Origin of the sequence: Asticcacaulis sp. AC466, from assembly GCF_000495815.1 — a bacterium.
Lineage (GTDB): Bacteria > Pseudomonadota > Alphaproteobacteria > Caulobacterales > Caulobacteraceae > Asticcacaulis.
Window position 1 is genome coordinate 121,479 of sequence record NZ_AWGE01000009.1, and the last position, 22,776, is coordinate 144,254.

Annotated in this window: 24 protein-coding genes and 1 tRNA gene; 9 read left to right on the forward strand and 16 right to left on the reverse strand. The window is 58.9% G+C overall.

Going from position 1 to position 22,776, the window contains the following annotated elements:
• Window positions 1-57: 57 nt before the first annotated feature.
• Window positions 58-1,041 carry a hypothetical protein gene (locus AEAC466_RS33830; protein WP_023458278.1) on the reverse strand — a complete coding sequence of 328 codons (984 nt, stop codon included), beginning with the start codon at window positions 1,039-1,041 and terminating at the stop codon, window positions 58-60.
• Between the two features lie 197 nt (window positions 1,042-1,238).
• Here AEAC466_RS33830 and AEAC466_RS33835 point away from each other — a divergent pair, with 197 nt between their 5' ends.
• Together AEAC466_RS33835 and gatB are read left to right on the forward strand one after the other, a co-directional pair.
• The gene (locus AEAC466_RS33835; protein ID WP_155913616.1) at window positions 1,239-1,691 is read left to right on the forward strand and encodes a YMGG-like glycine zipper-containing protein; all 453 of its coding nucleotides are present in this window, start codon (window positions 1,239-1,241) and stop codon (window positions 1,689-1,691) included.
• 152 nt (window positions 1,692-1,843) lie between these two features.
• Window positions 1,844-3,364 (forward strand): Asp-tRNA(Asn)/Glu-tRNA(Gln) amidotransferase subunit GatB, encoded by a 1,521-nt coding sequence (gene gatB, locus AEAC466_RS33840; protein ID WP_023458280.1) that lies wholly within the window; start codon window positions 1,844-1,846, stop codon window positions 3,362-3,364.
• A 66-nt stretch (window positions 3,365-3,430) separates the two neighbouring features.
• On the opposite strand, the gene AEAC466_RS33845 is transcribed toward gatB, so the two are convergent.
• Entirely contained in the window at window positions 3,431-3,796 is a 366-nt protein-coding gene (locus AEAC466_RS33845) for a hypothetical protein (RefSeq protein ID WP_023458281.1), read from the reverse strand.
• Window positions 3,797-3,905: 109 nt separating this feature from the next.
• Entirely contained in the window at window positions 3,906-4,364 is a 459-nt protein-coding gene (locus AEAC466_RS33850; protein ID WP_023458282.1) for a hypothetical protein, read from the reverse strand.
• Between the two features lie 200 nt (window positions 4,365-4,564).
• On the opposite strand from AEAC466_RS33850, the gene AEAC466_RS33855 reads away from it, so the two are divergent.
• Both AEAC466_RS33855 and AEAC466_RS33860 read left to right on the forward strand, forming a co-directional pair.
• The gene (locus AEAC466_RS33855) at window positions 4,565-5,533 is read left to right on the forward strand and encodes an ABC transporter ATP-binding protein (RefSeq protein WP_023458283.1); all 969 of its coding nucleotides are present in this window, start codon (window positions 4,565-4,567) and stop codon (window positions 5,531-5,533) included.
• Complete coding sequence (locus AEAC466_RS33860) at window positions 5,526-6,905, forward strand: ABC transporter permease (protein WP_023458284.1); 1,380 nt, start codon at window positions 5,526-5,528, stop codon at window positions 6,903-6,905. Before AEAC466_RS33855 ends, AEAC466_RS33860 begins: the two co-directional genes overlap by 8 nt.
• A 69-nt stretch (window positions 6,906-6,974) precedes the next feature.
• On the opposite strand, the gene AEAC466_RS44460 is transcribed toward AEAC466_RS33860, so the two are convergent.
• From AEAC466_RS44460 to AEAC466_RS44470, 4 genes are all read right to left on the reverse strand, one after another.
• Window positions 6,975-7,259 (reverse strand): hypothetical protein, encoded by a 285-nt coding sequence (locus tag AEAC466_RS44460; protein WP_155913618.1) that lies wholly within the window; start codon window positions 7,257-7,259, stop codon window positions 6,975-6,977.
• Between the two features lie 353 nt (window positions 7,260-7,612).
• Entirely contained in the window at window positions 7,613-8,050 is a 438-nt protein-coding gene (locus AEAC466_RS44465; RefSeq protein WP_155913620.1) for a hypothetical protein, read from the reverse strand.
• Window positions 8,051-8,071: 21 nt separating this feature from the next.
• Window positions 8,072-8,458, reverse strand: coding sequence for a hypothetical protein (locus AEAC466_RS33865; protein WP_155913622.1), 387 nt, complete (start codon window positions 8,456-8,458; stop codon window positions 8,072-8,074).
• Window positions 8,459-8,724: 266 nt separating this feature from the next.
• Complete coding sequence (locus tag AEAC466_RS44470) at window positions 8,725-9,696, reverse strand: RcnB family protein (protein ID WP_155913624.1); 972 nt, start codon at window positions 9,694-9,696, stop codon at window positions 8,725-8,727.
• A gap of 483 nt (window positions 9,697-10,179) precedes the next feature.
• Between AEAC466_RS44470 and AEAC466_RS33880 the strand changes: the two genes are divergently transcribed.
• Window positions 10,180-10,464 carry a hypothetical protein gene (locus tag AEAC466_RS33880; RefSeq protein WP_023458289.1) on the forward strand — a complete coding sequence of 95 codons (285 nt, stop codon included), beginning with the start codon at window positions 10,180-10,182 and terminating at the stop codon, window positions 10,462-10,464.
• Window positions 10,465-10,589: 125 nt separating this feature from the next.
• Here the strand turns inward: AEAC466_RS33880 and AEAC466_RS33885 are convergent, their stop codons facing one another.
• Window positions 10,590-11,312: a polysaccharide biosynthesis/export family protein gene (locus AEAC466_RS33885; RefSeq protein ID WP_031238782.1), complete on the reverse strand. Its 723-nt coding sequence runs from the start codon at window positions 11,310-11,312 to the stop codon at window positions 10,590-10,592.
• A 183-nt stretch (window positions 11,313-11,495) separates the two neighbouring features.
• Between AEAC466_RS33885 and AEAC466_RS33890 the strand changes: the two genes are divergently transcribed.
• From AEAC466_RS33890 to AEAC466_RS33900, 3 genes are all read left to right on the forward strand, one after another.
• A complete protein-coding gene (locus tag AEAC466_RS33890; RefSeq protein WP_235074264.1) occupies window positions 11,496-13,061 on the forward strand; it encodes a GumC family protein in 1,566 nt (521 codons plus the stop codon).
• Between the two features lie 95 nt (window positions 13,062-13,156).
• Window positions 13,157-13,870 carry a hypothetical protein gene (locus AEAC466_RS33895; RefSeq protein WP_023458292.1) on the forward strand — a complete coding sequence of 238 codons (714 nt, stop codon included), beginning with the start codon at window positions 13,157-13,159 and terminating at the stop codon, window positions 13,868-13,870.
• Window positions 13,871-13,877: 7 nt separating this feature from the next.
• Window positions 13,878-15,173, forward strand: coding sequence for an O-antigen ligase family protein (locus AEAC466_RS33900; RefSeq protein WP_023458293.1), 1,296 nt, complete (start codon window positions 13,878-13,880; stop codon window positions 15,171-15,173).
• Here AEAC466_RS33900 and AEAC466_RS33905 read toward each other — a convergent pair.
• The 5 genes from AEAC466_RS33905 to AEAC466_RS45125 form a co-directional block, all read right to left on the reverse strand.
• Entirely contained in the window at window positions 15,157-15,933 is a 777-nt protein-coding gene (locus AEAC466_RS33905) for a polysaccharide deacetylase family protein (protein ID WP_023458294.1), read from the reverse strand. The two genes, AEAC466_RS33900 and AEAC466_RS33905, sit on opposite strands and share 17 nt — an antisense overlap.
• A complete protein-coding gene (locus AEAC466_RS33910) occupies window positions 15,934-16,857 on the reverse strand; it encodes a glycosyltransferase family 2 protein (RefSeq protein WP_023458295.1) in 924 nt (307 codons plus the stop codon).
• On the reverse strand, window positions 16,854-18,308 hold the full coding sequence (locus AEAC466_RS33915) for a lipopolysaccharide biosynthesis protein (RefSeq protein WP_023458296.1): 1,455 nt from the start codon (window positions 18,306-18,308) through the stop codon (window positions 16,854-16,856). Before AEAC466_RS33915 ends, AEAC466_RS33910 begins: the two co-directional genes overlap by 4 nt.
• A 37-nt stretch (window positions 18,309-18,345) precedes the next feature.
• The gene (locus AEAC466_RS33920) at window positions 18,346-19,869 is read right to left on the reverse strand and encodes an undecaprenyl-phosphate glucose phosphotransferase (RefSeq protein ID WP_023458297.1); all 1,524 of its coding nucleotides are present in this window, start codon (window positions 19,867-19,869) and stop codon (window positions 18,346-18,348) included.
• 93 nt (window positions 19,870-19,962) lie between these two features.
• On the reverse strand, window positions 19,963-20,088 hold the full coding sequence (locus AEAC466_RS45125) for a hypothetical protein (protein WP_023458298.1): 126 nt from the start codon (window positions 20,086-20,088) through the stop codon (window positions 19,963-19,965).
• Window positions 20,089-20,226: 138 nt separating this feature from the next.
• Here AEAC466_RS45125 and AEAC466_RS33925 point away from each other — a divergent pair.
• Window positions 20,227-20,318: transfer RNA gene (locus tag AEAC466_RS33925), tRNA-Ser, on the forward strand.
• A gap of 83 nt (window positions 20,319-20,401) precedes the next feature.
• Here AEAC466_RS33925 and AEAC466_RS33930 read toward each other — a convergent pair.
• From AEAC466_RS33930 to AEAC466_RS33940, 3 genes are all read right to left on the reverse strand, one after another.
• Window positions 20,402-20,827: a hypothetical protein gene (locus AEAC466_RS33930; RefSeq protein WP_023458299.1), complete on the reverse strand. Its 426-nt coding sequence runs from the start codon at window positions 20,825-20,827 to the stop codon at window positions 20,402-20,404.
• 79 nt (window positions 20,828-20,906) lie between these two features.
• A complete protein-coding gene (locus AEAC466_RS33935) occupies window positions 20,907-21,296 on the reverse strand; it encodes a hypothetical protein (protein ID WP_023458300.1) in 390 nt (129 codons plus the stop codon).
• Window positions 21,297-21,428: 132 nt separating this feature from the next.
• On the reverse strand, window positions 21,429-22,776 hold a 1,348-nt coding region (locus AEAC466_RS33940; RefSeq protein WP_023458301.1), incomplete at its 5' end, for an inorganic phosphate transporter.

Below are 22,776 nucleotides of genomic sequence, written 5' to 3' on the forward strand. Positions count from 1 at the left end.
TGTCTGATTTAATCTATTTTGTCAGACAAAATGAGCGTTGCGATTTTTTGGGCCTCTTCAAGCGGCTTCTACCAGCCGTTTCAGCGCACGCGACAATCGGTTCATGGATCTTATCTTGTCGCGCCAGGACAAGGCTATGACGGGGCCCAGATCGGTCTTGTTAACATCAACGATATAGATTCGTCCCGAATTACGGTCGCGCAGGATATCAAGGCCGCCCCAGTCCAAACCGATGCGTAGCGAAAACGCGCGGATCAGCCGGCGTTCTTCGGCGGAATAGATGTCGGCCGGATCGGCCAGGATGGCCCGGCGGTTATTGATCGAAAACCGGCCCTCTGGCGTCTTGATCTTGATCCATACCACTACGGCATCGCCCCCGGCGCAAGGCGTGCGCAGATCATGGCAGCACCCGTCATCACCACGTGTATCGACGACGCGCTGGTAAGCGCAGCCGGGGGTCGGCGCCAGAGGGGCCATGACGATCCGCCCGTCATGAACGCCATTTTTTTCCGATTTCTCGACGATTTCACCGTGTGTGGTTGTTGGGTCGACGATAAGAGGATAGCCAAAGACCTCTTCGAACACGCGTGCCACGTGGCTTTTGGAAATATCGGTGCAGCCGTGATTGAACCGCATGGTGCCAACGGCGGGGGGCGCGTCGCCGTGGGTTGCGTCGTCGAAATAGAACGCTGCCACCGCATCCATGGGCGAGGATGCGGTGTCGAAGCCCGCCCAGATGGCGGTGCCTCTCAGCAGATACCAGGGGCGCGGCACATCCGGCGCGAACCACAGTTTAGGGCGCGGCCGGGACGACAGGCGTGTCCGCAAGGACGCAACCGCGAGCAAGGCGAGATATCCGGCCCATAGGATAATCTCATTGATAAGGGCAAGGGTGATTTCGAGCCGTATGCCGGTCTTGCGGATGCCTAACCGGCCCTCACGCCATTCGAAATCCCTGAGCCAGTCGGTTAGCGGGTTCCGCGCCCGACGTGTAGGGGCTACGGGCGAAAGGGTGAGCGCCGCCGGCTTGCTCATGCGCATGTCTGGTGTCCTCGGATGAATGGGGACGCTAGACGGTTTCATATAAGCGGGAGGTCTGCTTCGTCTGCTGCGGTCACAAGAAAGGCGTAAGCCGCCCCTCTATCCAAAACACGAAAGAGGCGTAGAATGCGGCCTTGCAAATACCGCATTTATTGTCGAAATCCTTGCGTCAGACCAATCCTGTTCTGGAGAACACCATGATTCGCCTTGCTTCCCTGAAAGCGCCCGCCCTGGCTTTGGGCGCTGTCGCACTCACCTTGTCCGCCATCGCGCCGATCGCCGTTTCGGCGCAGACCCAGTATGATGGATATTGCTACGCCAAGAAAGAAGACATCACCGGTAAGAATGCCCTGATCGGCGCTGGTGTCGGTGCGGTTGCCGGTAGCTTGCTCGGCAAAAAGGGTAAGAAGGGCGAGAGCGCCGCTATCGGCGCTGCGGCCGGTGCGGGCGTAGGTTACATCGTCGCCAAGAATTCCAAGGAAAAGGTCCGTTGCAGCAAGGGCCGCTACTATGTCTACAGCAAGGGCTATTATGAGCCGCGTGAGGCGGCAGAAGGCTTCCGTCTGGTGTTCTTCGAAGAACGCCCCGCCAATGTCGATCTCTATACCCGTGGCCGCGACGGCCGGGATTATCCTTACAAAGGCCGCTAAGCCCTGAGAGGCACTATCGTAAAGACCCCGGACGGTCAGGCCGTCCGGGGTCTTTCCATTTCGGTCATCCGACACGCTTTGGCTATAAATATTGCAATCTAAGCCGTTTGCGCCTCTTCCCCCGCAAACGCCTTCCCGCTATATCCACCCTTATGACAAACCCTGCTTCTCCTCTCGATTCCGGCCGGCCGGCCGATCCGTCCAAATTCATTCAGGGCCGTACCGGTCCCTGGGAAGTCGTCATGGGCCTGGAAGTCCACGCTCAGGTCGCTTCCAACACCAAGCTGTTTTCCGGCGCCAAGGTCGGTTTCGGCGCGGGGCCGAATGAACAGGTCAGCCTGGTTGACGCGGCCATGCCTGGCATGTTGCCTGTGCTTAATAAATACTGCGTCGAGCAGGCGGTGAAGACGGGGCTGGGTCTGAAGGCGCAGATCAACCGCTTCTCGCGCTTCGACCGCAAAAACTATTTCTATCCCGACCTGCCGCAAGGCTATCAGATTTCACAGCTCTTCCACCCGATCGTGGGCGAGGGCGAGGTGCTGGTTGAACGCGACGACGGCACCAGCTTTACTGTGCGCATCGAGCGCCTGCATCTGGAACAGGATGCGGGTAAGTCGATTCACGATCTCGACCCCAACGCGACCTATGTCGATCTCAACCGTGCCGGTACTGCGCTGATGGAAATTGTCTCCAAGCCGGATCTGCGGTCGTCCGACGAAGCGGTGGCCTATTTCAAAAAGCTGCGGACTATCCTGGTGTATCTGGGCACCTGCGACGGCGATATGGAAAAAGGCAATATGCGCGCCGACTGTAACGTCTCAGTCCGCCGTCCGGGTGAAGCCTTCGGCACGCGCTGCGAAATCAAGAATGTCAATTCGTTCCGCTTCATGCAGCAGGCAATCGAGTTCGAGGCCCGCCGTCAGATCGAAATTCTGGAAGACGGCGGTAAGATCGATCAGGAAACCCGTCTGTTCGATTCGGTAAAGGTCGAGACCCGCTCCATGCGCTCCAAGGAAGAAGCGCACGACTATCGCTACTTCCCCGACCCTGACCTTCTGCCGGTCGAACTGGAAGAGGCTTGGATCGAGGATATCCGTCGCCATCTGGTCGAATTGCCCGACGACAAGAAGGCGCGCTTCATTTCGCAATATGGTCTGTCGGGTTATGACGCGCAGGTGTTGATTTCGGAGCAGTCGCGTGCCGACTATTACGAGGCCGCTGTCCTGAAACTTAAAGAGCTTGGGGGCGGTGACGCCAAGTTGGTTGCGAACTGGACGACGAACGAGCTTCTGGCGCGCCTGGCCAAGGATGGCAAGGAGATCGCTGAATCGCCGCTGCCGCCGGAACAGATTGCGGGTTTGGTCGAGCTCATCGAAACCAATGTGATTTCGTCTAAAATCGCCAAGACGGTTTTCGAACACATGTGGGAAGGCAAGGGATCGATCACCCCGGCGGAAATCGTCGAAAAGCATGGCCTCAAGCAGGTGACCGATACCGGCGCCATCGAAAAGGCCATCGATGAAATCATTGCCGCCAACGCGGATAAGGCCGCCGAAGTGGCCGCCAAGCCTCAGGCGCTGGGCTGGTTCGTCGGTCAGGTTATGAAAGCGACGCAGGGCAAGGCCAATCCGGCCGCTGTCAACGAATTGCTTAAGGCGAAACTCGGCCTGTAATCTTGTTGAACATCTAAATAAAAAGCCCTGTTCGGATGAGCAGGGCTTTTTCTTATTTTTTGGTTCTTATTTTTGGGTCGGAACAACCGTCACATATGGTGTATCGACCATGGCGGTGCCCGTCGATTGTGGGTTGGTATCCGGTCCGCGGACCGCGTCGGTCGACGTGCGCGCGGCGCCCGCGACGTACACTTCGGTCGGCGCGTTTTCGGCCAGCGTCTGCGTCTGGACCTCAGGCTTGGTGCCGTAGGCTTCATTTGCAGCGGGGCGCGCCATGGGATGCGCCATGACGGACCCATCTGGCGCATTCATCGCCTGCTGCTGGTTTAAGCGCTTAGTCGTCTGATTGGCCGCTTCCTTGGCAAGAGCGGCCGAAGTGAAGCTTGCAAACGCAATAGCGATGGCCGCGGCGGATATCAGGATTTTGGACATGGACAACTCCTTGCAGATCGCCTCCGTTATGGATGGCGGGCCGGCCTGATCAAGTTGAGCTCAGGGCGGTTCAGAAAAGCCCCGGTCCCGTGACCGGGGTTATCGGGCACTATTGGACGGGCAAGGTTGGTGTGACGGGCGTCGGCGCCGGGGGCACGGACGGTGTCGGTACTGTAACCGATCCGGTTGTGTCGGTGGTGGCGTCCATGCCCGCCTTGGTATTGGTGTTAGCCGTACCGGTGCTGTTTACAGTGCCGTCGGTGGCGACCGAATTGTCCAGCGTTGTGCTTGCTGTCGAATCCATATTACCCGTCGCAGGCGTTGCGCCGCCCGTCGCCGCATTGACACCAGATGTAGTATTAAGTTGCGTGTCAGTTTGGCCGTTGACGGTGCCACTGACGCCTTGAGCTTGCTGCTTGTTCAGGTCGGCGGTGATGGTGTTTGCCTGTTTGGTGGTTGTCTTGCCGGTGACCTTCGCGGTTGCGTCGACCGTGGTTTGGGCGATGGCGGGTGTCAGGCATGTGGCGCCCATGATCAGGGCCGCGGCAGGAATCAGAATGCGTTTCATATGTTCGTTCCTTGATCGAGTCTCTGCATTTAATTCAACGGCTGAATTCTGCATCCAGTCGGTGATAAGCTATCGATAGGGCTGTAAATTAGACAGCCGGATGACGGCGTTCTTTCATCTGGGTTTTGCAAGGATGCTTTAATCTTTTGACCACCAGCGATCCGTATGAATATGCTGTGCCACTATAGCGGAGGGCTTGAATGGACGATTTGGCCTTGAGCCTGACGGGGGTGTCGAAGACGTACGGCAACTTCCGCGCGGTGAACAATCTCAGTTTTGCGGTAAAGCGGGGCACGATCTGTGGCTTCTTGGGGCCTAACGGCGCCGGGAAGACATCGACCGTGCGGATGATCTTAGGGTTGTCGGAGCCTACGTCAGGGGAGATTCGCGTCCTGGGGGGCGCCTCGGACAAGGTGCTGGACCGGATTGGCTTCATGCCGGAGGAACGCGGGCTCTACCGCAAGATGACGCCGATCGACGTGATCGTTTTCCTGGCGGGTCTCAAAGGGGTGCCGGCGGGTGTGGCGCGCCGACGCGGCGCGGAGATGCTCGAAGCGCAGGGCCTCGGGCCGTTCATGAACAAGCAGATTCGCTCCCTGTCCAAAGGCATGTCGCAGAAGGTGCAACTCATTTCATGTCTGGTGCATGAACCGGAACTGGTCATCTTGGACGAACCTTTTTCAGGTCTCGACCCGGTCAACCAGCAGGGGCTTGAAGAGGTTATTCGCGAATTGGCCAGGCGCGGTGCGACCGTGCTGTTTTCTACCCACGTCATGCAGCACGCCGAGCGGCTGTGTGAAAAAGTTGTCCTGCTGGCCAAGGGGCAAAAGGTGTTTGAGGGTACGTTGAAGGAAGCGAGGTCGGCCGCGCCTCGCCACCTCGATCTCGAGGGGGACCTGGCCGAATCTGATCTGCGTACCCTGCCGGGCATCGTCTCCGTCATCGATCTGGGGGAGGCTGAGGAGGGGGCGCACCTGTGGCGATGCGGACTGGAAAAAGGTCGGGCGCCGAACGAGGCCCTGAAGGCCGCTTTTCTGAAAGGCCTGGATGTCCGGCGGTTCGAGGCGCGCGAGCCCACCCTACATGACGCCTTTATTGTCCTGACCGGCGGTGATGCCCGCCAGGCCGATGCCACCCCGTCCGAGCCCATGAGGCCGGAACATGCGTAATACGTTTTTGATCGCCAGGCGCGAATATCTTGCCTTCGTCCGTACGGTTGGTTTCTGGCTGTCCCTGGTCACCTTGCCGCTGCTGATTACCGGTATCATTCTGGTGCCGCTGCTGCTGCGTCAGACATCGCCGGTGCAGACCCTGTCCGTGGCGGTCCTCGACCTGACGGGGGAGGGCCTGGAAGGCGATCTGCGGTCTATCATTCGGGCAAAAGCGCCGCCGCCGAAAGCTGAGCCTCAGACAGATGGTATGCGCAAGATTGCCGCCAGCATTGCCCGTCCGGATATTGTGCGGCTGGTAGATTTGCCGACTGGGCTCACGCCTGCCATGCCCCGCGCCGAGGCGGAGGCCAGAATTCCAGCCCTGCTGGACAAGACATCAGTCGGGGCATCGAACATTCTGGTGGCCTATACCGAGGCCGGCGTGCTGCATTTCGATATCTGGTCGATCAAGTCGCAAAAGAATAGTCTTGCCGGCAGCATTGGAGAGGAACTGCAGGATCTGAACTACTACAGACGGGCCCGCGCCCACGGTGTCGATGCAAAGCTGGCTGAGGATTTGCGTAAGGCTGCCGTGGTCAACAGTCTGACGCACCGCGAAGTGCCGTCGAAGGGGGCAGGTGGCGGTTTGGGCAATTTCATGGGAGATCAGGGGCCGGGTGTTGTTGGTTTCCTGATTGGCTTCGGGACTTGGATGACGATCTTCTCGTCCTCGATGATTCTGCTGGGGGGCGTCATCGAGGAAAAATCGAGCAAGGTCCTGGAAGTCCTGCTGGCCTCAACATCGACCGAAAGCCTGCTCATCGGCAAGGTGCTGGGCGTGGCCGGCGTATTGCTGACGGTCGGCATGATCTGGAGCGGGCTCAGTTTGATTCTCGGCTCGTACGGCCTTTCTCTTGCCCCGCCCGGGGTGGCGGCCGGTATCAAGGCGGCTTTCAGCGGGCTTTTCTCGCCCTTGCATCTGGTGCTGCTGGCCGTCTACTTTGTCTGTGGCTATCTGATGTATGGCGTCAGCTTCGCGGCGATCGGCGCTTTCTGCGAAACCCAGAAGGATGCCCAGGCGATTATGGGGCCGGTTATGATGGTTTTAATGATCCCGATGCTGTGTATGCAGGCGGCCCTGTCGGCGCCCAATTCACCCATCATACAATACCTGTCCTACGTCCCTATATTTACGCCTTTCCTGATGCCGTTGCGGCTGTTGAATCCGTTGCCATGGTGGGAAATCGTCCTCACCCTCGGCGGAATGCTGCTGGTCGGCGGATTTATGATCATGGTGGGGCGTAAGGCCTTCCGCCAAGGCGCGCTTACCGGGGGTAAACTGACCTGGGGGACCTTGTTCCGTATCGCGACGGAAAAGCCTTCGGCCTGACCCGGCGGATGGTAGAGAAAAACCCCCGATGCCTAGCATCGGGGGTTTTGAACATTAGATAGCCGGTCTTTAATGAGCGGGTGCGGCGGGCGGTGTCGTACCGTCCGGAGTGGTCGGCGCGGGCACAGTCGTGGTGTCCGGAACCGTGGCTTCTGTGCTTACCGATGCGCTGGCCGAATCGGAACTAGCGGAGGCGTCAGCAGACACGCTGGCACTTGAAGAACTGCTGGAAGACGATGCAGCTTCGTCGGCGGTCTTTGCAGGCGGTGCTTCTTGAGCGACCGACAGAAGCGGCGCCAGGCCGAGAGCAGCGACGAAACCAGCGGCGGCAACAATGCGTACGGAAGTTTTCATAGTAAAGTCTTTCTCTGTTTGGGAGTCGTTACTGTGTAACTCTTGGAACTACACTATTGTAATTCAAATTATACGTGCCGAAGCTGAGATTTGCCTAGTTGCGCTTTCGACAAGTGTTAATTTTTCGTAGGAATGGGGCGCAAATTTGTCTCTGAAGGGGTGTATTTGTGTTAAATGTATCAAATATACTTATATTTATTATTTTTTTATTTTAAATAAGGGGCGCCTTATAGAGTCTTAATTAGATCTCCGCGCCATATTAGGACGCGGAGCTTTTTGATGATTTGAAGTAGCCGACGGCACAGGGGAGACAGGTTTTAGTGGATACCTGGCGGGCGCGGGTGATGTATTCTTTACGACGCTGGCTTTACGACGCTGGGGTCAGGATCAGCTGGTAGTGTGCCAGACGTAATGCCGCTTGGATCCTGGATATTGGGGCGTGGCATTTCCGTTCCACCGGTTTCAGTTGGGTAAACCGGCCCATCGCCGAGGGCGCGTGCCTTAGCGAGTTGCCGACTGTTTAACGTGTCGCTGCTGGTCGAATTGTTCGGGTCATTGGCAAGGTCGCCGGCCGCTAGTGCGCGATCGTGTTCGCGCTTTAGTTGAGCCTCTTCGGCCGGACTACCTTTCGGTGGTGGGGCGGCAAGCAATAGCGTCGGCCCTGTTGGTGTTTCCACCACCTTCTGAGGGGGCTGGGGCAGGTTTGGGGGTGTATTTTGCGCCAGGGCGGGAAGGGCCAGAAGGCTTCCGCAGAGGAGGGCGGTGGGCAGGGTTAGTGATAGCTTTCTCATGACAGGACTCCGAAAATGGTCTCAGCGGTTATCGTCGTTGGTTTGGGCTTCTACATCCGCAGACAAGGTAGTAGGTTGCGATCTCTTTGCCTCCAGGTCGATCATGGCGCGAAGATTATCCACCCGCGCCTCAGAAGGTGTGCCTGACGGCCTAAGGGAGTTTGCGCTAAAGCCATCTGCGGTTTGACGGCGTGCCTGGCGCAGATGGCCTCGGCCAGCATCTGCCGGGTTGCCCCGAGCTTCGCTTGCGCCCGCAAGATCGGCGTTGGTGGAGGCGGCTGTTCCGCTTTGTAATTCCCCGACCGTACCGGCCATATGGCCGTTACCAAAAAGCTGGGCATGCGAGACGGTCGGAAGTGCCATGCCGGCGCTGACTGCCAAGGCGGCGAATAGGTGTGTCGAAATCATAGTACCCTCCATGATCATTTGCGATCGGTGAAGACATCTCGGGTCTCACGTGGTGCAGAAATTCTTTGGGGCATTTTCCGCGCATCGGTCGGCGCAAATTGGGCGGAAAAGTAATGATTGGATTGGGATCTACGGGCTGAAAAATAGAGCCTCGGCCAAGCGTGATTAGTCCCGTATGGGGGCGCCGCGACTGACTTATGCCAATCCTATAAATGACAAAAGCCCCGGCGTGGACGCCGGGGCTTCATCCTTGGCATAGGACGGTCTTAATAAACGTCGTAGAAGACGTCTATAATCTCGCCGGTGCTCATGTCGACAAGAACGATATCCTGGCCGACGAAGAAGTAACCGCAATCGTACGGTGGGCGTGGCAGGCCGTAGGACATATAATCGTAGATGCGGTAGCGGAAGAAGTAGTCGGGAAGGTATTCTCCCATGCCCCAGCGGTGGCCGTACCACTGGCTCGGGACGCGATAATAGCCGTAGGTCGGGGCGAAGTAGAAGCCCATACGCAATCCTGTATAGCCACGGAAACGGTGATCGTTGCGATAATCAAAATGATAGTTACCGTGACCGCGGTCCCAGTTACGGCCACTGTGCCCGCGATCGCGGTCGCGGTCTCTATCGCGATTGCCGTTCCAGCCGCCATTGCCGTCGCCGCCGTGCCAGCCGCTGTTATTATTGTGGTCGTTGTGGTCGCGTCCCCCGCCGCCATTGTTCGGGTCGCGTCCACCATTACCGCTTGGTTGGTCGGGCCGACTTCCGCCGGTCCAGTGTCCCGCATTGTCGCGTCCACCATTGGGTTGGCCGTCATTGCCACGGTGCCAGTTACGACCGCCGCCGGGTTGTCCGTCGTTGCCACGGTTCCAATCACGACCGCCGCTGGGTTGGCCATCGTTGCCGCGGTTCCAGTCGCGTCCACCATTGTGCCCGCCGTTTGGGCCGCCACGCGGTTGGCCATCATTTCCACCGCGGGCGCGATCTCCGCCGGATGCTCTTGGCTGCACAACGGGCGCAGGCTGGGCAGGATTCGGTCGGGATTGGGCTCGGTCGCCGCCTCCACGGTTTTCGCCTCCACGGTTTCCGCCGTCGCCACCACCACGGTTGCCGCGATTACCGCCGTGTTGTCCGATATCGTCCTTGGTGGGGGGGATGGCGTAGGAAGGTGTGGCGGTTATGCCTATTAAAAATCCAAGCGCCAAGCCGGAAGCGGCCATTTTTGCAAACTTGCTGTTCATTCTCGTCCTCGCTGACTAGGCAGATCATCCCCGATACTCAGGATATGCGGATCTGAGACGCGCGGCGATAAAAATTATCGCGTTGACATGTTTATGACAGATGCTCTCTGAACTGAAGCTGAACAAACCATGACAGCTGTAGGGGGACGTGAGTCAAGATTCCAGTCTTAAGAATTGTTTTATATGGGCGCGTTTGCTTCGGCGCCCGTCATTCATCTGGAACTTATTTTATGTTGTTAACTGTGTAATTTCCCTGTATCTAAAGTATAGATTTAATTTTCATAACTTATAATCAAATAATTCTATATTTTTCTTAAATAATTAACTAAGTTGCACAAAATAATTAACGAAAAAATTAACATTAATGTATGATTTACGAAAAATATTCAACGTAAATATCGTCATTAACTTTAATTTTATTAGACGGTGAAAAAATCGACTTATCAACAGTCATGGAGACGCGCAAAAAGCGCGGCATCAAAGATGATCAACCAAGTCGAAAGCCAGTTCATTCCCCTGCCTACCGCTGAAATGGGCGGTGACGAGCTGTTCAAGCTGGGCCTGATGTATTCCACCGGTCAGGGCGGCGCCCCGATCGATCTCATATCGGCGCACATGATGTTCAATCTGGCCGCTATGCGCGGCTCGGTCGAGGCCCAGGTTTACCGTCGCGAACTGTCACGCGAAATGGATCGCGAAGATATCGCCGAAGCCCAGAAGGCCGCCCGTCAATGGCTGGATCAAGGTCGTATCGGCTGCGCCGCCTAAGCGTTCGAGGTCCGGCGTAACATTCGCTACGTACGGTGCAGGTGCAGCTATTGCATTCATAGCGCGTCCGCCTGTCTGTCAGCATTCGGGCTGTCAACAGTCAGAAATGCACTGTGGCGATGCCATCACTTTCCGAATGACTTGTAAGTAAAATAGTTAAGTATGCCGCCGGGGATCAAATTATTGACCCACTGCTCCATAAAGACGCCGGCTTCGGCGACATTGGTACGCGGCACGAAAACGATATCGAAACGGCGCAGAGCCGTCATACGGCTGTCATGGCCTTTCAGCGGCGTTTTAAGGTCAACGATCCGCAACATGGCCTGACCGTCTCGGCCGCGCCTGATAATCATAACATTTTGGCTTTTCGCGCCATGGGTGAGGCCGCCGGCGGCCATAGTGGCCTGAAGCACGTCCATGTCGGCCAGCATATCGACCCAACCGGGGTTGCGTACCTCTCCGCCAACCAGTACCCGCATCGGCGCCGTGTCGCCCGGATACACCGTGACCTGCGGGTCGCGCAGCACGCCGTGATAGGCAGCCTGAATTTCCTGTTGCAACTGTGGCACGCTTTTGTAGGCCGCCATGACCTGTCCAACCAAACCCAGCGTAATGCGACCGTCGGGGCCGACCTGCGTCTGGCGACTCAATTCCGGTGCGCCAGGGACGCTTATTTCCAGCTTGTCGCCAGGGTAGAGCAGGTAATAGGGCTCGTCGTCCGTCCATTGCGCAAAGCCAATCAACGGCGCTTCGGGCATTCTATCCCTAGCTGCGGCGTGGGTCGCGCGCGTAGCGGCAACCAGACCTAAGCCCAGACCGGCAGTTAGCAGGGAGCGGCGATTCAGCATGGGCCGGGATAATCCGTGATGAGGGGGTGTCGGAAGATTAATAAGGTGTGAAATGGTAAACATTCGTTAACGGCGCAGGGTTAGTTTGAGCGCTTCTGAGGTTCGACGCCTGGGTAGTGGTGCGAAGGCGGGGCGGGTACCTTGAAAACTCTGGGAAAATTCTGGCACGGAACGAGAGACTCAATGCACACTTACGACGTGCGGGATGACGAGGACGACAAGGTGGTGCGGTTGCGCCGTCCGGGCGGTGCCCGCACAGGTCAGCAAAGGGCACGTATGGCCGCAAGTACAGGCGCGACGGGGACGGGCGGAATTATGCATATCGGTTTGGGAGATATGGTTGCCCTGCTGTTCCGCGAGCTATGGCTGATGCTTGTCGTTTTCGGCGTTATATTCGGCGTCGGCCTGGCCGCGGCCTTGTCCATGCCGTCGAGTTATACTGCCGGCGCCAGTCTGTTGATGCAATTGGGCAAGAACTATGTTTATGAGCCGATCGCAGGTGATGCGGCGCGCGGCGCGACGGCCACTATCGATCAGGTCGTCCAGTCGGAGGTCGAAATCCTCAATTCCACCGAACTGAAGCGCCGGGTAATCGCCAAGCTTGGCTATAAGGTCATTTTGCCGTCCAGTCCAAGCCTTTGGCATCCGGCGACGGACGGTCAGCGCGCCGATGCCGAGCAGGCGTCGCTTAAGGTGATTCAGGGCGGATTTCAGACGGCGACATCGCCTGCCAATAATGTCGTGCGTCTGACCTTCAAGCATGAAAATGCCCAATCGGCGTCCCTGATCCTCAACACCTTGATCGATGAATACCAGGTCTATCGTCAGCAGGTATATAACGATGCGACCGGGCCCTTGCTGCAAAAGCAGAAGGACGCATTCGACCGCCGTCTGGCAGAGGCGGATGCCAGTTATCAGGCCTTTTTGGCACGCAACGGCGTTGGCGACTACGAAACGGCGAAGACGACCTACGCCAAGATCTACGATCAGGTCACCACGGATATGTATGCCGCCCAGACGCAACTGGCGACAGATCGCGCTAAGCTGACCGAGGTAAGCAGCAATCTGCGCAGCATGAGCCCGGAGATGAGCATCGAGCGGGATTTGGACCTGTCGGTTCCCAACAAGATCTTCGCCCTTCAGCAGCAGCGTCAGGACCTTCTGTCGCGTTATCTACCGGGCGCGCAGCCGGTCAAGGACATCGAGGCGCAGATCGCGTCGCTTCAGACGTTGATGAATTCCGGACGCGGTGTCAGCGAAGCTACGCACAAGATGGGCGTCAACACCGTCTATCAGGGATTGCTGACCCAGAAAATGGACCTAGAGGCGGATATCGCTTCGGTAACGGGGCGTCTCAATCTGCTTCAGCAACAGGCAGGGCAGGTCATGGCGAAGTTGCAGGCTCTGACCGGTTTGGAAGCGCAGTACAATATGCTGTCGACCGAACGCAACGCCTTGCAAGACAACATAAAGATTTTTACCCAGCGCATTCAGGAAAACGAAGCCGCGCAACAGATGACCAAGGGCTCAGATGATACCGTCCGCGTGGTGGAAAAGGCGTCTATGCCGGACAAACCGAAAAGCCTAAAGCGAATTATCCTCATTCTTTCCTTCCTGTTCGCCGGCTTCACCGCCCTGTGTGCCGGGCTATTGCGCGTCTATACGCGTAAGGGCTTCGTCAATGCGGAAATGGCGGCCCGGACCCTGGATCTGCCGATCCTGGCTCAGGCGACACGAAAGGCCGCCTGACGCAGTAACAATCGTGTTGCGGGCAACCGACGGCTTTGCGACACTTCACATACCGATTCGGTGCAAGGGTCACCGTGCGGCTTACAGTGGCTTATATGGTTGATCTGACACGCGAAATGGCCGATGTGATGTCGGCACTCGGCCGCCCGCAATCTGCGCGGGGGCGTGCGTTGATGTTTGTGTCAGCCTATGGCGGCGAGGGTGTGTCGACGGTGGCGCGCGAATATGCTCGTTGCGAAGCGGCCTTTACCAAGAAGCCCGTCTGGCTGGTAGATGCTGACCTTGCATCACAAGGTCAGATGCAAGCCCTGACCGAGGACCCTGAGCGATTTGGCCAGCCCGGGCCGCTCAGCCAGGCCTCGCCCGACGGGTCCGCTTTTTTCGCGTTATCGCCGCCAGGGCGCGACGATCGTGGCGCGCCCATTCATGACTCACAGTACCTTGTGGCGCGCGCCTTTCTCGGTAAACGCCTTTGGGTGACGCGTTTTCGACAAAATAACATGGCGCCTGGGCAACGCGTAAAGCTGTTCGAACAGACGACATACTGGAAGGCGTTGCGTCAGCATGCCCAGACGATTGTCGTGGATGTCCCCGCACTCGACCGGTCGACCGCAGCGCTGCAACTGGCGCCCCAAATGGACGGCGTGATCCTTGTGGTCAGCGAAGGCGAGGGCGACGTACAGGCACGTGTCAACCTCAAGGCTGATATCGAACAAGCCGGCGGCACGCTGCTTGGCATGGTCTATAATCGCGCTCGCCGCGTGACCGGCGGAACGCGGCGGCCGCTGGGGCGGTTCGCGGCCCTGTGAGGGGGCGGTGAGCGCCGGCGGCCTGAAGGCCGAATTACGCGACTTCTGGCCCCGTCTTATTGACGACTGGCGCGACGACTGGCTGTCGCTCATCATGGGCGTGGCCCTGCTATTTGCCTTTTCCCAAGCCTGGTTGTGCCCCTTGTTCGGCTACGGCGATCAATCGCCCGCCGTTGGGGGGCTGATTAGAAATTTCTATTATCCCTTTTATCTTATGGCCGTAACAGTAGCGGTCGTCTGCTGGCGTGGCCTTTTGAGCGCTGTCTGGCGCACCCCGCTACTGCTATGCCTTTGCGGGCTGTGCGCCGCTTCATACCTGTGGTCGATAGACCCCAGCGGGACATTTCGCCGCGTCATTGCCCTGTTCATGACCATGCTCGGCGGCTACGTTCTTGCGGTACGTTTTCAGTGGGCGCGACTGCTTGAGGTGATCGCTGCGGCCTTTGTCATTATGATGATCGGGTCCTATGTCTTCGCCCTGTTTCTGCCGCGCCTGGGCCTCATGCAGGATTTGTTTCCCGGTGCCTGGCGGGGCCTGTGGGCGGAAAAAAATAATCTCGGCTCGTTTATGTCCATCGGCGCCGTCGCGGCCGCAGCGGCAGCCCTCCACAATCCACAAAGGCGGACATTCTGGTGGGGGATGACGGCGGGCATGGTCCTCCTGACCTTGCTCTCCACATCCAAGACCTCTCTGGTTTGCCTAGTGCTTGGCATGGGTGGGATCGGTTTCATCTATCTGGCCCGAAAAGGGCCTATCCTTGGCATACTGCTGAGCTGGCTGGCCTTGACGGTGCTCTTGGGCCTGGGCGCGCTGATCCTGTACGCGCCCGATAAGTTGTATCTATTGCTTGGCAAGGATGCGACCCTGACCGGCCGCACCTTTATATGGGACGGCATTACTCGCGTCATGCAGGACAGGCCGCTATTGGGCTACGGCTACGGTGTGGTGTGGAGTGACGAAAGCGATTACGCCCCGCTGGCCAAAATTACGCATGTCGCCGGTTTTCGCGCATTTCACGCCCATTCATGCTGGTACGAGGTTTGGCTTGGTCTTGGCCTCGTAGGGCTGGTCAACTGGGCGCTGGTTTTTGCCGAGGCCTGGCTAAAGGGCTTTTATCGGATGCTCCGCGGGACGGGCGGCTATTTTGCCTTACCCATGCTGGGCATCTACGGACTGTCCAGCCTGACCGAGAGCATGGCGCTCAGTTGGAACGACCTGCGCTGGTGTTTGTTTGTTATTGTCGCGGTCAAGGTGTCCTTGCCGCGTGACGAAGACAGTAAGAATTTTACGCTGCGCGCTTAACCGCCGCCGGAGCCGCGAGGCGCGCCCCTTCGGCGAAGGTCACGATGTCGAAACCCATTTCTACCGCTTCAGTAACCAGTCGGTCGAGAACGGCGGGGGTGCAGCCCCAGCTGGACGGCGTGTCGCGGACATCGTGGGTGTAGAGGACCAGCCAGGCGGTCTGTTCGGCGGTCCGCTGTAGCCAGGTTCGCGCCACATCTTCGCCGTCAGCACCTTCGATCCCGACAGCGGGGGCTTGGTTGAGGTCGGTGCCGGTGGTGATCAGGCCGTGGTGCAGGGCGCGTGAAGCAGTGAAACGCTCCTTGAGAATTGCCTTGGCTTGCGGAGATACGTCGCCGTAAGGATAGGCGAAGGTTACCGCTTCTGGGAACCCTTCGCGTCTAAAAGCTGCTGCATTTAGATCTAGGTCGCTGGTGATCTGCGGGCTGGAGCCCTTGCCGCAGTCGATATGGTTATGGGTGTGGCAGGCGATTTCGTGACCGGCGGCGGCGAGGGCGCGAATCTCATCTGTGCCGGCCATGGTGCCGAGATGATTGTCATGGCCCATCAGTCCGGCGGAAATGAACCAAGTGCCGCGCGCGCCGTGACGTTCCAGTATGGCCGCGCCGGTATCGGCCGCTGACGATGGGGCGTCGTCGAACGACACGGTCAGCAACGGGCGCGTCAGGTTGAGTTGCGCCGGCCGCGCATGGACGACACGCGCCAGGCGGCGGCGCAGTTTACCGTAGAGTGAGCGATCGGCGGTGTAGGGCGTATCCATTCAGACCACCTGGGCGTAGAGCGCGGCGCGATATAGCCGCAGAGAAAAGGCGCGTAGTTTCAAAGGCGCCAACGACGACAGGCCGACGGCCTTGATCAACGGACGCAACACATTAAGTCCGGGAATTTTCTTCAACAGTTTCGCGACTTTGTAGCTTGGATATTGAGTTATCACGTGCGGATGGCGGTCGATGACGCGGGCAAAGTTCGCCACCGATTGTTCGTATTTGCGTGCGAGGGTTTCCGGTGTATCCAGCCCCATATGTGTCGCAGTATTGTCGATATGACCAACACCGTATCGGGCGGCCACACGCATGCCCCACTCTGTATCTTCCCACCCCCAGCCGGTGAAGGCGCCGTCGAAGGCTTCCGCGGCGAACACGTCGCGACGGACCAGAAGGTTTGACGTGAAGACGTACTTTTCCGGCTGTTCGGCGCGCTCGGCCGCCGACAGGCAGTCGCTGTGGCCAGCCATCAGCTTATGGATAGCGAAGGCGGGCGTATCCGGCGCCTGGCGAAGGGAAAAGCCGCCGAAGACGACGGCATTGTGGCCGTCGGCCTGGGCTAGCCAGCGGTCGAGGAAGGCTGTGTCGTCGGGCAGCATGTCGGAATCGAGAAACAAGTAATAGTCGCCGCGCGCCGCCGTGGTCAGGCGGTTACGCCCGCGCGCGCGGCCTTCGTTGACCGTAAGCGTGATCAGTTCGCAAGCCAGCGGGCTTTGGGCGATAAACGTGCTGACGGCATGGGTCAGGTCCGCCATGGCCGAGCCGTCGTCGATCAGTATGATTTCCAGGGCGGACGGATCGCGGCTTTGCAAGGCGCGTAACAGGTCGAGCGGTGATTCCCGATAAAACGGGATCAACACCGACAGGCGGGGCATGACGGCGGCGAAGGCGGCGTTTCTGAACGGAGACGGCAAGCTCATGCGGCCACCCGTTGGCGCAGGCGTGCGAAAACCTTTTGCGCGGGTTCGCGGATATCGTTGAGGTCAAGCAGCCAGGCCAGGATGCCATAGACCAATATGCCGGTTATTCCCTTCAGGATCAGTTCGACGACGGCTATGTCGAAATGCGGGATCAGGGCGACCACCGCCATCATCACGGCAACGCAGCCGGCTGTCTTCGCCAGATCGGCAGCCGGAACGGGCAGGGCCAGGGTGTCGAGACCGAGCAGCCAGGCACCGATCATGCCCAGGCCAAAGCTGAGGCAAGACGCCAGCGCCGCTCCGATCAGGCCAAACATCGGAATGAGCAGGACATTCAGGGCGATATTGCTCACGGCAGGAATGGCCATGGCGACGACCAACAAGCGGGTGCGCTTCGACAGGGTGAAGGCCTGAAGGAAGTAATAGGTATTCAGGCCGGAAAACAGGGCGCCCAGGCTAATCAACGGCGTGACGAGCAAGGCCTGCTGGCGCAGGCCTTCGCCAATCAGGAGGGTGCCCAGGGCCGGGGCCACCATGATCAGACCGCCGACGGCCGGAAACAGGACAAAGGCCATGGTGCGGATCTGGAGGCGGGCATTGGCGCGAAGGCCCGCTTCGCCTTCATGTTCCAAGGCGTTCACCATGGCCGGCCCGCCTGCGGCGCCGAACCAGATGAACAGGACGTCGAGTATGCGTGAGGCCAGGGAGAAGCCGGCATGGTAGGCGCCGGCCTCGGCATCATTGAGGAAGTAGGCGATCAGAAACCGGTCGACCGTATAGAGCGCAAGGGTCAGGATCAGGCTGGCTGAAACCGGAAAGCCATAATGGGCGTACTGTTTGGTTTTTTCGACGCTGAACGTGCCTTTAAGGGCGCGGCCCCAGTCTTCGCGAACGATGAATGGCAGGCACATCAGCGCGATCAATCCGCCGCCGACAATGGGAGACGCGCCCCCCAGGCCCAGCACGGCGCACAGCACCCCAAGTCCAAAACCGCCGGCCGTCTGAACCATGTCGAGGATCGAGGCGGCGCCGACCCGACCTTCGGATCGGCGTTGTTCCTGGACCAGTTTGACTAGCGAGCGAAAGACGACGCAGCCGAGGCTCAGGCCCATGGCCATTTTTAGCGTGCCTTCCATCGGCCACAGCCAGAGGCCGAGTGCGCAGACAATGGCGAAAACGGCCATCGCCGCGGCAAACAGGCAATAGACTGTGCCATAGAGTTGCGGGGCCGTGACGTCGGTGCGGGCTTCCGACGGATAGAAGCGCGCCATTGCGGCTTCGATCCAGGTAAAGAAGATGGTCTGGGCCAAGCTGGAAATCCCGAAAGCCATGGCGTACTGGCCATATTCGGCGGGCGTTAGCACGCGCGTGAACACCATGAGGGTCGCAAAGCCGATCAGGCCTTGCAGAATATTGGCAGGCAGGTAGCCGAGCAGGCCGCGAACGAACATGTTTACGATCCCCGCGTCGTCGGTATGGTTTCAGGCATCATCTGACGGTCTTCGCGTCACCGGCCAGGCACGGAATGGTCATGGCCATGATATAGAGGTCGAACCACAGCGAATGGCGTTCGATATATTCGACGTCGAGCGCGATGCGGCGGCGCACATCGTCGGCATTGTCGAGCGGACCGCGCGACCCCTTGATGGCGGCCCATCCGGTAACGCCGGGCTTCATGCGGTGACGCCAGGCGTATTCGGCGACCAGGCGCGCGCTTTCGTCGGGACCGGTCTTCATGCCGATGGCGTGGGGACGTGGGCCGACCAGCGACATTTCCCCGGCCAGGACGTTGAACAGTTGCGGCAATTCGTCGATGCTCGTCTTGCGAATAAACCGGCCAATGCGGGTGACTCTCGGGTCGCCCTTGGTCACCTGCTGGGCGGCCGTATGATCGGTCAGATGCGTGTACATGGAGCGGAATTTCCACACCATGATGGCTTCGTTGTTGAAGCCGTGCCGCCGTTGCCGAAAGAAGACGGGGCCGGGGCTGTCCAGTTTGATCAGGGCGGCAACCACCAGCATCAGCGGCGCGAAGATGAACAGGGCCAGGGTGCCGATAATCAGGTCCTGTGCGCGCTTGAGCATGGCCCTGCGGTCGTCTTCGGAGATGCCGGAAACGCGGGCGAGGGGAATGTCGGCGACACGCGACCATGCGGCCTGGCGGGCGGTGGGGCTGTCCATATCGACATCGATGAACAGAGACACTTCGTTTGGCAGGCTGCGCAGCTTTTCGACGGTAGACTTGACGCGTGCCTTGGCGGAGGTGTCCAGCGCCACGACGATCTGATCGACATAGGGTGTGATCTTGTGGCTGAGCAGCGATTGCACGTCGCCCAGCACAGGCACGCCGGCGATGGCGGACGGGTTGCGCGCCAGCCGGTCGTCGAATATGCCCAGAATATTGACGTGGCGTTCCGCGATTGCCGCCTCGACCAGCTTTTCGGCGTGTCGTGTCGCCCCGACAATCACGATCGACGGAATAAGCTTACCCTGGCGCCGCCAGCGATCGATGAGGCTCCACCACAATAGGTGTAGCAGCATGAAAAAGCATAGACTGACCATTGCCCATATACGTATGGCCGTGTCCACGGCATAGTCGTTGACCGAGAATTGCGCAAAAAAGGCAGCAATGACGTAAGCGGCGGTGAAAACGCACACCAGCTTCAGCAGTTGCTTCCACACCCGGCCCCTGCGGCCAAATCGGTACAATCCGCCGGCTTCGAGCATCCAGTAAAGCGCGCCGGTCGCCGCGATGAACGGAAAGATGTTGCCAAGCGGGGCAATAGAGAAACCGAATGGCGCGACGGATTTGGCCGACAAAAGGGCGAAAGCGACGAGGGCGATCAGGTCGATGGAGCGGAACAGACGTACGAACATCTCACCGCTGCGCCGTTCGCGTGCCGAAATCAGCCGTTCCGGACGGAAAGGACCGCGCCGATCCTCGGGCCGTGCGGCCTTGGGGTCGACATAGACGACGTCAGTCAGCGTGGAGCGGGACAGGGGGGCGTTCATGACCTTGTGGCTTTTTCTAAACCTGGAAGGGCAAACTAGTCGATTGCGCTTAGGCTACCGTTAACGGCGGGCGGTTTTGCTGAATTTTTGAGCCTACAGGTATTCTCGGATCGCCATCCCCGCCAGGATAACCAGGGCGACCGGCAGCAGGACAACGCTCAGGGCGGTTTCGGTCCAGGTCCGGCGCTGGGCGCGGACATCGTAGGCTAGCTCGCTCATTTCGGCACCTCTCCTTGTTTTGGAAAGGGGTGTTGCAAGAGCCGGGCCACGCGCCGTCGCAGGCATGCCGTCAAAACCTGTGCAATTTTCGCCTAAACCGTTGCCTTTTAAAAATGAATACGCTAACTCACCCATAACGGAGACGTGGCCGAGAGGCTGAAGGCACTCGTTTGCTAAATGAGCGTACCCCTAAAAGGGTACCCAGGGTTCGAATCCCTGCGTCTCCGCCATCAAATTAAAAGGCTCGCCCGACGGGGCGGGCCTTTTGTTTTGCGAAGGAATACCGCGTGGGTAGTCCGATCAACTGCCGCGTCTATGTCCTGGCCGCGATGCGGCGGGCCTGGACAGCGGCGATGGTGCCGACCAGAAGCGCCAGAAGCACAGCCCAGCCGCCGATGGTTTCGATGGTCCAGAAGGTCTTGATGCCAATGCCCAGCCCGGACAGGTGGGCGAGGGCGGCCGCCATGCAGATGACTTGTCCGGCCAGCGCCCAGCGCGGCCAGGGATGCGGGGATTTCCAGCCGACAACGACAAATCCCTGAACGCACAGCAGATCAACCAGAAGCAGATAAAGCGGGCGGTCTTGCTGGGAAATCAGGCCGAACCCCAGGGTCAGAGCATAGGCTGACAGATAGAAGAAGGAGGCGTATTTTTCACGCCAAGCGCCGAAAATCAGCGCAGACAGGCATACAATCAGAATGGCGGCCGCGCCGACCTGAGTAGCCACCGACTGTAACATATCGTCCCGTTCCCCAGATCCGTGCGATTTCGCCCAGAAATACACTAATACAGGGAACGGGAAGCGCCGCAAGAAAAAGCTAGGGGGCGGCCAGACCCAGGGAGTTGGCGGGCAGCAAACGCCCTGCCGGCTTGGGTTTGGTCTTGTCGTCCTCCGGTTTGTCATAGGGTGGAATGATGGCATCGGGTGCCAGTCCGACCCGTTTCTGGACACGGGTAAGGGAAGAATGGGCGGCGGCCATGTGGTGTTGTGCCTGGTTCAGCGCCGTCATGGCTTTCAGCGTGTGGTCATGCACGTCAATAGTGATCGCCGTAGATACCTGAACGGCGCGGCGTGACGCGACATAGGCTTCGATCAGATGTGCCGCTTCGCTGAGGGCGGTATCGATCGCTTCTTCGGTAACATGAAGCTGGGCCGTCAGGGCCTGGGCAACATTAATGGTCTTTTCGAGTGACTGGGCAGGGGACATGGAGTGACTCCTATCATCTGGTACGACCGTCCGGAAAACGCTGGACCACAACCGATGTTAGAGTCTTAAGGATTTCAAAACGTGAAGGCTTATCCTTAAACTGTCATTAGCTATATGTTTTTTATGGATTAATTAAAGCACCTGACGCAGCACGAAGTAGAGTGCGCCGGCGATAACAATGGTGGCGGGCAAGGTCAGTACCCACGCCATGGCGATGCCGCGGATCGTGCTCCATTGCAGGCCTGATCGGTTGGCCGTCATCGTGCCGGCTATGCCGCCGGACAGGATATGGGTGGTGGAGACGGGTAGGCCCAGACGTTCGGCGGCGAAGATGGTGACGGCCGCCACGATACCGGCTGCCGCGCCCTGGCCGTAGGTCATCTTTGAATTGCCGATCTTTTCGCCTACCGTGACGACAATCCGCCGCCAACCGACCATGGTGCCGAGACCAAGCGCCAGGGCCGTGGCCACCTTAACCCAATCGGGAATATAGCGCGTCATGTCGTTGAGCGTCTTTTGCAGGCCGTCAATCGCCTTGGCTTCGGCTTCGGAGGCGCTGGTCTTGGCCGATTTCAGGATGCCGACCGCGCCATTGACCAGATACATGTCGTTGCGAAGCTGGGACATGTCGGCAGCCGGGACATTGCGGATCGCGCCGTGGGCCGTGATCTCGGTTTCGATGCGGTTCGTCATCATGGCCAGAGCGGCATACAGGTCCGGGGTATCAATCTTTCGGGCGCGCACGGCGGCATTTACGGCGCTACGGGCAATGTCGAGGGTCGGGACCGTGGCGTCGTTGGCATGGGCCGCAAAGGCGGCTTCACCGGCCTGAAGGGTGGCGATATAGGCCGGTTGATGCGCGTCTGGCAGGGCGCGGTTCAGCGCATAGGTGGCGGGCGCGACGCCGATCAGGATAATCATGATCAGGCCCATGCCTTTTTGGCCGTCATTGCCACCGTGTGCGAAGGACACGCCCGTGCAGGCCGCGATAAGCGTAGCGCGAATCCACAGGGGCGGCGGGGCTTCGCCAACCGGCGCTTCGTATAGTTTCGGATTGCGGATCAGAAGCTTCATGGCGAACAGCAGCAGGCCGGCGGCGACAAAGCCGATCAGGGGCGAAAAGATCAAGGCCTTACCGATCTTGGCCGCCTGGGTCCAGTCAATCCCGGACGTGGCGTTGACCGCCGAGGTCATGAGCTGGTTGGCGATGCCCACCCCCATGATCGAGCCGATCAGGGCGTGGGACGACGAATTGGGGATACCCAGCAACCAGGTGCCAAGGTTCCAGATGATGGCGGAGATCAAAAGGGCGAAGATCATGGCGTAACCGGCGCCCGTGCCGACCTGAAGGATCAGCTCGACGGGCAGCAGCAGGACGATGCCATAGGCCACCGCGCCTGTGGAGGCCAGGACGCCCAGGAAGTTGAATACGCCCGACCAGATCACCGCCGTCAGCGGTTTCATCGAATGGGTGTAGATC